This window comes from Bradyrhizobium sp. SRL28, from assembly GCF_018596315.1.
GTDB lineage: Bacteria > Pseudomonadota > Alphaproteobacteria > Rhizobiales > Xanthobacteraceae > Bradyrhizobium.
Genome location: NZ_JAHEAG010000099.1, coordinates 1 through 8,841 on the forward strand (window position 1 = coordinate 1; position 8,841 = coordinate 8,841).

Annotated in this window: 13 protein-coding genes and 2 pseudogenes; 7 read left to right on the forward strand and 8 right to left on the reverse strand. The window is 57.0% G+C overall.

Going from position 1 to position 8,841, the window contains the following annotated elements:
• Positions 1-638: 638 nt before the first annotated feature.
• A complete protein-coding gene (locus KIP88_RS44660) occupies positions 639-1,259 on the forward strand; it encodes a hypothetical protein (RefSeq protein ID WP_214494424.1) in 621 nt (206 codons plus the stop codon).
• A 397-nt stretch (positions 1,260-1,656) separates the two neighbouring features.
• On the opposite strand, the gene KIP88_RS44665 is transcribed toward KIP88_RS44660, so the two are convergent.
• The 4 genes from KIP88_RS44665 to KIP88_RS44680 all read right to left on the reverse strand — a co-directional run bounded on the left by KIP88_RS44665 (position 1,657) and on the right by KIP88_RS44680 (position 3,467).
• On the reverse strand, positions 1,657-1,944 hold the full coding sequence (locus KIP88_RS44665; protein ID WP_214494426.1) for a hypothetical protein: 288 nt from the start codon (positions 1,942-1,944) through the stop codon (positions 1,657-1,659).
• 157 nt (positions 1,945-2,101) lie between these two features.
• Positions 2,102-2,737 (reverse strand): RNA ligase family protein, encoded by a 636-nt coding sequence (locus KIP88_RS44670; RefSeq protein WP_214494427.1) that lies wholly within the window; start codon positions 2,735-2,737, stop codon positions 2,102-2,104.
• A gap of 3 nt (positions 2,738-2,740) precedes the next feature.
• The gene (locus KIP88_RS44675) at positions 2,741-3,049 is read right to left on the reverse strand and encodes a hypothetical protein (RefSeq protein ID WP_249791533.1); all 309 of its coding nucleotides are present in this window, start codon (positions 3,047-3,049) and stop codon (positions 2,741-2,743) included.
• A 199-nt stretch (positions 3,050-3,248) separates the two neighbouring features.
• Positions 3,249-3,467 (reverse strand): hypothetical protein, encoded by a 219-nt coding sequence (locus KIP88_RS44680; RefSeq protein ID WP_214494429.1) that lies wholly within the window; start codon positions 3,465-3,467, stop codon positions 3,249-3,251.
• A 143-nt stretch (positions 3,468-3,610) separates the two neighbouring features.
• On the opposite strand from KIP88_RS44680, the pseudogene KIP88_RS47595 reads away from it, so the two are divergent.
• The 4 genes and pseudogenes from KIP88_RS47595 to KIP88_RS44695 all read left to right on the forward strand — a co-directional run.
• A pseudogene (locus KIP88_RS47595) lies at positions 3,611-3,860 on the forward strand (hypothetical protein); the annotation flags it as partial.
• Positions 3,861-4,196: 336 nt separating this feature from the next.
• On the forward strand, positions 4,197-4,391 hold the full coding sequence (locus tag KIP88_RS44685; RefSeq protein WP_214494431.1) for a hypothetical protein: 195 nt from the start codon (positions 4,197-4,199) through the stop codon (positions 4,389-4,391).
• An 87-nt stretch (positions 4,392-4,478) separates the two neighbouring features.
• Complete coding sequence (locus tag KIP88_RS44690) at positions 4,479-4,814, forward strand: hypothetical protein (protein WP_249791534.1); 336 nt, start codon at positions 4,479-4,481, stop codon at positions 4,812-4,814.
• A gap of 270 nt (positions 4,815-5,084) precedes the next feature.
• On the forward strand, positions 5,085-5,285 hold the full coding sequence (locus KIP88_RS44695) for a hypothetical protein (protein WP_214494433.1): 201 nt from the start codon (positions 5,085-5,087) through the stop codon (positions 5,283-5,285).
• Between the two features lie 153 nt (positions 5,286-5,438).
• Here the strand turns inward: KIP88_RS44695 and KIP88_RS44700 are convergent, their stop codons facing one another.
• The gene (locus tag KIP88_RS44700; protein ID WP_214494436.1) at positions 5,439-5,621 is read right to left on the reverse strand and encodes a hypothetical protein; all 183 of its coding nucleotides are present in this window, start codon (positions 5,619-5,621) and stop codon (positions 5,439-5,441) included.
• Positions 5,622-5,648: 27 nt separating this feature from the next.
• Between KIP88_RS44700 and KIP88_RS44705 the strand changes: the two genes are divergently transcribed.
• On the forward strand, positions 5,649-5,840 hold the full coding sequence (locus KIP88_RS44705) for a hypothetical protein (RefSeq protein WP_214494438.1): 192 nt from the start codon (positions 5,649-5,651) through the stop codon (positions 5,838-5,840).
• 570 nt (positions 5,841-6,410) lie between these two features.
• Here KIP88_RS44705 and KIP88_RS44710 read toward each other — a convergent pair.
• The 3 genes and pseudogenes from KIP88_RS44710 to KIP88_RS44715 form a co-directional block, all read right to left on the reverse strand.
• Positions 6,411-6,638, reverse strand: coding sequence for a hypothetical protein (locus KIP88_RS44710; RefSeq protein WP_214494439.1), 228 nt, complete (start codon positions 6,636-6,638; stop codon positions 6,411-6,413).
• Positions 6,639-6,941: 303 nt separating this feature from the next.
• Positions 6,942-7,046, reverse strand: a pseudogene (locus KIP88_RS47600) (SOS response-associated peptidase); the annotation flags it as partial.
• 60 nt (positions 7,047-7,106) lie between these two features.
• Positions 7,107-7,316, reverse strand: coding sequence for a hypothetical protein (locus tag KIP88_RS44715; RefSeq protein ID WP_214494441.1), 210 nt, complete (start codon positions 7,314-7,316; stop codon positions 7,107-7,109).
• 691 nt (positions 7,317-8,007) lie between these two features.
• On the opposite strand from KIP88_RS44715, the gene KIP88_RS44720 reads away from it, so the two are divergent.
• The coding region (locus tag KIP88_RS44720) for a GAF domain-containing protein (RefSeq protein ID WP_214494443.1) at positions 8,008-8,841 on the forward strand (834 nt) is incomplete at its 3' end.

An 8,841-nucleotide genomic window follows, 5' to 3' on the forward strand; every position in this document is an offset into this window, starting at 1 on the left:
GGCATTCCTTTCACCCTATGTTGGAGGCTGAAGCCCCTTCGAGCTGAGCCAGTGATTCATTGTGCGAGGCAGTCTCGGCCTGCCGGGCACGCCGCAAAAGCAGCTCTCGGGCCGTGCTACCAAGAGGTCGCTTTTCAGCGGCCTCCTTTAAATTTAATCGCCTCTTCCGCAAACCGCTATTCAAAAGTCGCCCAACGGGTCCCTCGTAAGCCCACTCATTGCTGTTGAGAGCCGGTTGTTTCAATCCGTCTGACAGAGGCCTGACAGAACCAAAATAAGGCCGCTCGTGAGGTCAGGTATCCGGGGAAGTAGTATCGCAGCGTGAGCCTAGCGGCGGCGTACAGCGCGACGCAGATCACGAGCGTGCCCAGAAAACGAGTCCCCAAAGGTGGACACATTGTGTACACGCAATGTTTTCTAGATCGGGCTTTGGGCTTACAAATTCTTCTAAGTATTTGATTTCATTGGTGAGCGCGGAGGGACTCGACCCATGATTAAAAGTCCTATTTCGACGTGGCGTCTAAGTGATTGAGCCGGTTCTCTTTTCTGCTAATTGTCCACTAAGCCATTGATTCAATTTGGACCTTGTTTGACAAATCATGTCGCTGGCCTGACTCTCTCTGACACGTATCGAGGCCATGCGCGGCGATCGGGATGGCCTGGCGCGTCTGCTTGAGGATGCGATGGTTGCCGGCCGCGACCCGGCCAAGATCCATCTGGCGATTGCTCAGGCCGATAAAGACCTGATGGAGTTGGAGGCGGCGCAGGAAGGTTTTACCGAGAAGCAAGAGGGCCTTCCCAAGCTGGAAGCCGTGAATGCGAAAGCCTCGCTGCTAGACAAACATCGCCAGCAATCTGACAAGCTGGAAGCCGTCACCAAAAAGTGGGCTGCCATGATGGAGGAGGTTCGGGTGGTCGGCGCCGAAATGGCCGGGCTGGCAAAGCAGCAAGACCGCACCACGACAGAGTTGGAGGGGCTGGGCGAGCGGCGCTTGAGGAAAGCATCGGGCATCATCCGGGACGCGATCGGCGAGGTGCGCCGCGGCGATGGTGTGTCGGAATACGGCCGGCGGATTGATATCGGGATTGAGCTGGTGCTGTCTGATAACCCGAGCATCATGCGCCGCGCTCAGATCATGCGCCGCGGTCGCGTTGGCGAGACCAACCGGGCGCGGGATATGGCGACTGAGGGGTGGATGAAAAAGGCGAGGGCGCAATCAAATGCCGCGGGCATTCTCGCGCCGCGGCCACCGGGTTGAAAATTGTTCGGTTTTGAAATTGGCACTGCAGCCCCGGCGCTTTCAACACTGGTGCAAGTTTTCAGGGGTGTGGAGTCGGAAGTTCTGTTCCTCGAAAGGAACAGCACGCGTGTGGCTGAACTGAAACACCAAGCTGGGCGCGTGCGGCACTCAACTATCAACCGTTGGGCCTTGCATGAAAAACCCCCGCCGCACTTGGAGGACGACGGGGGCCAACAGGGGATGGAGCGAGGGCAGCCGCTGTGACCACAAGCTGATGTCGCTCGCAATGGCCTGCAGATGAAGTGAAGCGAAATGGATGAACAGAGACAAGACGAAGATTTGAGCAATCCGCGCGGTTCCTGCGCAGGTGGTCCGCCGACCAGAAGTTATGCGCGTGCCTAGCAGGGGATGACGGCTACGCGCTATCTAGGTCGACTAGATAAACGAACAAGATTTCGTCCGCATCCTCGGCTGTCTTGCACTCTTGGTCGTATATGGCCCACTCGTCTTCAGTAGCCGGCCGGGCTCGTAGCCGGGTCCCGGCCTTGTAAATCGGTTCACCGTCAACTTTAAGCGCGGACAATTCATGGAGAAACCACTGCTCTCTAAGGAGTTCGCGGGCTTCGGGTCCGCTGGCTTCAAGCGCGGCCACAGGCTTGTCGTCCGCCAGGATTGTATAGATGAGCGCTTGGGTGGCTTTCATGTTTCGAAATGCTCACTGCAGCTGATCGATTGCTGGATGTGGCAGCGGCCCGGAGTGATCAACGAAGGCGCCCAAGTCGCTAATATCGATCCACCCGCCGCAGTCGGGGCATCTGATGTGGTTATCCGCTGCGTCCTTAGGAAAATGGCGCAGCCGCTCATCCGGATACTTGCCTCGCAGGATAGGCCTCATCGGAAGCATCCTGCACCCGCGCCATAGCCGGATGGTCGGGGTTCTTCACCTTCACCCAATTGGGCGACACGCCCGCGCGATAAGGGCGATCGTTGCGTTTAGAGACCAAGCCCTCCAACCCCATGATGCAGGCATGGCGGAACAGGTCCGGCCCGATCTCGCCACGTTCAAAATCTGACAGGAATATTCCGTTGATGCGACGCGCCAACAATCGCGCGAGGCTAGTCTTTCGCATGCTCAATGGAAGCTTCCGCAGATCGCCGCCCTCGCTCATCAGTACGTCGAAAGCATAGAACTGCACCTCGTCATTGTGTTTGCGGTTGTGCAGGCCATCGAAATCGGATCGACCGTCGACGCCGAGCAGGACGGCTTCACCATCAAGCACGAATGAACTAACCCGGATCCGTAGCGCGGCTTCAACGATCAACGGGTATCGGTCGGTCCAGTTGTGACCATTGCGGGTAAACAACCGCACGCGCTTGCCTTCCCGATGAACAGTCAGGCGATAGCCGTCGTGTTTAACTTCGTGAATCCAATCAGGAGTTGCCGGAACCGAAGTCTTGAGGGTAGGCAGACAAGGTGCGAACTCGATACTGCGCATGGTTCAGAGCAGAACCAGTTGCTGTCCAAGCTTACGCCCGGTCTGGCCTTCGATGAAGTCCCGCATCGGCTCAGAGATCTCGCGGCCTTCGGCGGCGATGTGCTGCTCCAGTGCGTTCGCCACGTCCTCTGACGCGTCCCGTGACCAGCCCTCGACCGGGTTGAAAGCTACGACCCGTAGGACGTTGTCGTACTGCCCGGTCAGTAGGTCATCGATCAGCTTGATGTAGGTGATGCCCTCGTCGGTCTCCCGGAAAGAGGGGCCAGCCCGGAAGTCTTCCAGGATCAGGTAGAAATCCTTGTCCAGGAACAATCGACGGTGTACTCATTACGCAAAACTCCCTTGTCCCGAGTCGAAAATAGGTCGGGAAAAGGTGGATGCAATTTTGCGAGCCGGTCAAGCGGATTCGGCGGGCAACAAATGTTAAGACAGGCCGGTTGCTCGCAGGCGGCAGCCCGGTTTCGGGGTGCCTTGAATGGGAAGTCCGCGCTTCCCTCGAGCCACCTGCTAGTCACCAGTCTCGATCACTCACGCGCTTGCCGATTTTCCAGCAACCAATCGTGGGCTGGTACTCGGCCTCGAAAAAAGCTCGGGCGTCGGTGCCCATCGCATCTTTGGTGGCATCCTCCAGCTGCTGCTGCACCAGCCACTTGCGATCCTTATCGTAGACCAATGCGAGCGCTTCCGGGTCGCTGGTTACCTGCGCGGTCTGAACCTTCACCAGTTCCATGGCTTCACCTTTTAAGAGTTGACCAAAGGGATGTGGCTCAGAGGCTCTGAGAACCTCCATCGCGCGCGGGAGCTCGGCCTGAAGACCCAGACGCCAATGCTAGAGGCATTGCAAACATTCGCGGAAGGACGGAATCCTTGGCGATGAGCAGCAAGAGCCGAGAGGTAATTTGGGGCGGTCGCATCATGGGCGCCGACGTCCATGCCAAGGCTGCCCGTGAAATCGCGCAGAAAGCCATCCGGGAGGCAGACCGCGCAGAGGCCGACGCATGGTCGGTTCGCATGGTAGGCTATGGCGGGCCAGCGCAGCCCTCCCCGACGATTGCTCAATGCCAATGGCAGACTGGGTTGGCTTGAGGTCGAATGCAATCGCTGCAAGACGAGAGCTGGAGTCCTCGGGCGGCAATGCCATCACAGGTGTTTGTATTTCGGCCGGTATTGTTGCCCTGTCCGAGAATGGCTTATTGGCCCATTCCCGCCACTGATCAAAGGCATCTTTCATGGGAATGGTTTTAGGCGAAGAGTTGCTTGTTTGCTTCGGTGCGGTGGGCTGGTCATGTCCGTCCATGTGAATCAAATCAACGGAGCACGCGCGGTTCCATGCTGGGGCCGATTACGTTCGTTCGTCAGACAAGCAGCCGCTTCTGCAAGCTTCGAGCAAACGCGGCGTGCCACGTGAGGAACCCAGGGCCCCAAGGATGCGTTGGCCTGCCTAGCATGGAGGACGGCTATGACGGAGAAGTTCAACCCGGCGCCGAAAGATAAGCATGCCGAAGATCCGAAACAGGCGCAAAAGTCCGACAAGGAAATGCACGATAAGTTGGACAAAGGCCTAGAGGATACATTCCCAGCATCCGATCCGGTAAGCAGCGCGCAGCCGGCGCCGTCCAAGCCGGATGTCGATAGACGGGAACGGAAGCGCTGACCGAACAATGCTTCGCCCTCGGGGGTGGGCGGCGCAAAACATGGCTGTCAGCTTTGCCGCAGAGCCTTCCCGTTTTGGAGATCCAAGATGCGCGTTCGAACCATTTACTTCGTCTTCGCGATGTCAGTATTCGGTGCGCTAAATGCTCCAATTTCAGCCCTTGCAAATCCAGAGCTGGAGGCGTGCCGATCGACAGGGTTGATCGCTCTTCGGGAACGTGATCCATCCATCAAAGACGTGACGCTCGATTTTGATGGAATGACAGTTGCCAAAGCCAACACTAAGGTCGAGGACACGCCTATCAAAACTATCGTTATTGGCGACGCCTACCTTGAAAAAGGTAAGAAGGATACACGGCGAACGTTTCTGTGCTTGATCGGCGAGAAGGGTAAAGTGTTCCTGACGTTCTTTACTGACCAGTAATTCGACTGACCACAGGCCATGAAGGCGGCCACGAACCCTATCAGCGGCATCGCCCATGTTGAGGGTTCGTGGACTGATGAAACTGACGTGAGCACCGCCACACTAACCCTGAAGGTTTATTGGTACCCTGCGTACGCTGAAGAGGATCGACGGCCCCGATAATCACAAGCGCGCCTTGCCTTCAATTGTCCCGTGAGGGCTCGTAAGAGGTGGTCGCGGTATCAATCTACGGCACACGTATAGTTACCATAGGGCTAGCCAGGAAATCCAATGAGCAAACTGATCCAGGGTTATGTTCGGGCGGACGTTCCGTTGAATGTTTTAGATACAAGCGTGCACAAGTCCTCCATGAGCCCGCTCGCCGGTGTTCTGGAGATTTCGACTGAAGATGGCGTGCTTCGTCTCGCCATTAGCGGCGACGCGGCCAAAGACCTGAAGATCGATTTGGATCAATTCTTAGCCGAAGAATGAGCGCAGGAGGCCCTGCGCCTCAGTCTCGGGAGCGTTAGGCGCGCGAGGGAGACTATCTTGACGACAAACGAAGAGCGCGGCATCTGGATGGCGGGCCCTGGATGAAGCCAAGGCGCTGAGGCAGACCGCCGAGCGTGGACCCGGGGTTCGGCTTCAGGCGGACCACTTATCTTCTTCGCGGCGGGCTTCGTCGCCGTTAAGCCGATCTGCAACGTCTTCAGCAACGGCCTGATCGTCGGTGCTCGCGATAGGCGTGCCGTCCTGCTTTTTGATCTTCTTGCCGTCAGCATTCACCGGAAAATCGTTGGACTCTAGAGGCTTCTTGGCAATTGACATCGCGTCCTCCTCTTTTGCAGGCTCGCATTGGCGCGTTTTATTCGCTCATTATTACGCAAGTTACTCCGCCTGATGTTCCGGTCCAGCATTGCCTTTGCGAAGAAAATCTCCAAGCTCCATTGGTGTGAGTTTGCCGCCGGACGGCTCGTTGGCTCTATGAAGAAAAAACAAACGGTCGTCGCGGCAGAGAAGCCATCGGTCACCGTTTGCGACTGGTAAATCTCTCGTTCTCTGACTGCCACGTTGCTCCTGTGCTCGTCGATGGAAGCGGGAAATGGTGGCAATGTCTGCCCAATAGTGAACAGAACGCGGAAGATGTTGAGCTGATGACCGAAAGCTTGGAATGAAGCAAACTCCAAAGGCTAAAGGCGAAAGGGAGATGACTCTTGCTGCTTGCCCCGACCCCAGACCTATCGGACGACACGGAAATCAAGGACGTTCAATTGCCCATAACAATAGGACTTGTCTTGAAGAACGCCGGCATTAGGACGGTCGGCGAAATACGCAAAACTCCCGATGTTGACCTACGCAGGTATCCGCGCTTCGGACGGGGACGTGTCGCTTACCTTCGGAAGACGCTGGGCGGCCCATTCAGCTTGTAGAGCTGGACTGGAGGACCCCACTCACATCCGGCGGCTCTTCCAGCCCATAAACGCTGCACACTCGCACGGCATGCCCCACTGACAACGCAACTCTTCGCTCCACGCCCGCTTGGGACGGTTTTCGCAGACCCATCCGATTCCAAGAAATGTGGGACATTTGGCGTTCGTCATGACAACGGCCTTGTTCCTACGAGACTAAGGACAATCCCTGTTCCGCTCTAAATCGTTGGTAGGACGCGATGGCTTTGTTGGAGAGAACGAGTCGGCGGCGCTCGCCGCGGCGTATCATCGTCTCAATCGTATCGAGCAGGTGATTAGCCGCTGTGTCGGGATTGCCGAGTTCACCCGTTGCCTCCAGGTAGTCCCAGGCAATCCGAAGAGAATTTTCAACCAATGTTGGCACCGTTTCGGTCATAAGGCGAAAACGCCATCAGGTTCGACCTGTTCCTTTCGACAGGCCCTTGCACGAACTGGCCCGGAGCAAACCTTCAGAGGTAATATCCCGGAACTCAATATCAGCCACAAACCGGGGCTCTTGCGAATTGAACTCGCGCCGTTCTTCTTACGGAAGTGTGCTACGGTCTCCGCTCTGATCGGTGGCGCTGATGATAGGTCCGCCGGCAGCACAATGACCGGTCCGCGCTTTGCCTACGGAACGGGTCCGCTTCTTCGGTATGTCTGTTCCAAGAGGAGCCAGATGCGAAAAGCAATCAGCAAACTTCTTTTTTGTCTCGGGGTTCGGCTCCGGCGCGTATTCGGCGAAGCTGTTGAACGGCACCAGGCAGCGGTTTTCCGGCTTCAACCAGCCGCGCCAATGCGGCGAATACAATCGGTTCGTCAAACTCTCGCGACCAACCAGCCTTTGTCTCGGGCTTGTGCTGAATCAACTGCGCGACCTGAAATACAAGATCGTCTCGCGTCCGTCGCGCTGAACTTGCTTGCGTTCGATCAGTCCGTCGCGAGCCATTAGCCTCAAAGTGTGCTTAATACTCATCGGTGACCACATCTTCAGTTGCTTCCAAAGCAACAGGCCAGATACCGCGTTTTCTTCGCCAATAGGAATGAGTTTGGCCAGCTCGTCAGAAATAGACATGCGACAAAGCTCGATAAGCAAATGATAAACCAGGGCGAATAAAGCCCCTTTGATAATCTATTACTTCAGACCAGTCGGGCGCGGATCGACCCAGCCAACTGAGCCGCACCACGTGAACTTGAAATGTGCGCAGATATCGTACCAGCCCCAATCGGGGAGTCCATCCAGCGGCACCACGGAATAGTGCCAGCAGCGGGGGCGGGGATCTCGATCAGGCGGGCCAGCGCCGTGGATCAGGATCGTCTTGAAGCCGCCTTCATGTCGGAAGTTCACTCCAGCACAGTATAAGTTCTACTTCCCTGACGGTCGCCGCCTGGCGCGTGAGGTACTGCCTACCGACCATGTGGTTCTTGTCTCCCCGATACCGGTCCGAACATGTGACGCGGAGGCGCGGGTACATCAGGTTGGTTTCCAATTCGACATTGATAGTTTCTAGCGAACGGTAAGGGATATCCCGCGTCGGAGTGCGAAGGTCTAGCCACTTTATACGTAAGTATAGTCGTCACGCGATATGCCCTGATCCATCATTCGCTGCTGGAGCGAGATTGACCGGCATCCAATGTTCTAGACCGTTGGGAAGCAATCTGCCGCTGCGGGACGCGCAACGGCGAGCTATTCGTCCCAAAAATATGATTCAGGCCACATCCTGCTCAAATTACCCTCTGAGATCGTCAGCAAGTGGCAGGAGATCGTGGATCTACTTGCCGAGATCGTCCACGTCCCTTCCGCCTTGATCATGCGGGCGGAGCCGCCCGACATCAAGGTCTTCATATCCAGCAGCCCCAAGCGGAAACTTTGTGACGTCGTATCGCTCGATACAGGATTCTGTTGCGAGACCGTGATGAAGACCCGCCAATCGCTGCTTGTCCCTGACGCCCGCGAGGACGAACGGTGGAAGTTGTGCCCTGACAGTGATCTGGGATTGATTTCTTACCTGGGTGTACCGATCGCTTGGCCCGACGGCGAGATATTCGGAACTCTCTGTGTTTGTGACAACAAAAGGAACGAGTATAGCGGGCTTTACCTCAGACTCATGCTGCTGTGGCGCGACGTATTGCAGGCCGACTTGAAAATGTTGGCAGCGCGCCAGCGTGCGGAAGAGGCGCTGCAGGAGAGCGAGGAGCGCTTTCGCATCCTCGTGCAATTCTCCTTCGAAGTGTACTGGGAGACCGACGCGCAGCATCGCTTTATCCGCCAGGAGTTCGCCGATCGCCTTGCCGACGCGCCGGCACCGGGCTCCGAGATCGGTAAGAAGCGCTGGGAAGTGCCGTACCTGGAGCCTGACGCAGAGGCCTGGCGCAAGCACCGGGAGACGCTCGATGCCCATCTCCCGTTCCGCGATTTCGAACTCGCCCGGCCGACGCCCGGCGGCGGCAAGCGCTATGTGTCCGTCTCGGGGCTCCCGGTGTTTGACAAAGAGGGGCGCTTCGTCGGCTATCGCGGCGTCGGGCGTCACATTACCGAGCGCATGCGCGCCGAACAGGCGTTACGGAAGAGCGAGGCGCGTTTCCGCAAGTTCGTCGAC

Coding starts and splice junctions, on each gene's coding strand:
- KIP88_RS44660 (WP_214494424.1), top strand. CDS start 639: ATGCGCGGCGATCGGGATGGCCTGGCGCGTCTGCTTGAGGATGCGATG.
- KIP88_RS44665 (WP_214494426.1), bottom strand. CDS start 1,944: ATGAAAGCCACCCAAGCGCTCATCTATACAATCCTGGCGGACGACAAG.
- KIP88_RS44670 (WP_214494427.1), bottom strand. CDS start 2,737: ATGCGCAGTATCGAGTTCGCACCTTGTCTGCCTACCCTCAAGACTTCG.
- KIP88_RS44680 (WP_214494429.1), bottom strand. CDS start 3,467: ATGGAACTGGTGAAGGTTCAGACCGCGCAGGTAACCAGCGACCCGGAA.
- KIP88_RS44685 (WP_214494431.1), top strand. CDS start 4,197: ATGACGGAGAAGTTCAACCCGGCGCCGAAAGATAAGCATGCCGAAGAT.
- KIP88_RS44690 (WP_249791534.1), top strand. CDS start 4,479: ATGCGCGTTCGAACCATTTACTTCGTCTTCGCGATGTCAGTATTCGGT.
- KIP88_RS44695 (WP_214494433.1), top strand. CDS start 5,085: ATGAGCAAACTGATCCAGGGTTATGTTCGGGCGGACGTTCCGTTGAAT.
- KIP88_RS44700 (WP_214494436.1), bottom strand. CDS start 5,621: ATGTCAATTGCCAAGAAGCCTCTAGAGTCCAACGATTTTCCGGTGAAT.
- KIP88_RS44710 (WP_214494439.1), bottom strand. CDS start 6,638: ATGACCGAAACGGTGCCAACATTGGTTGAAAATTCTCTTCGGATTGCC.
- KIP88_RS44715 (WP_214494441.1), bottom strand. CDS start 7,316: ATGTCTATTTCTGACGAGCTGGCCAAACTCATTCCTATTGGCGAAGAA.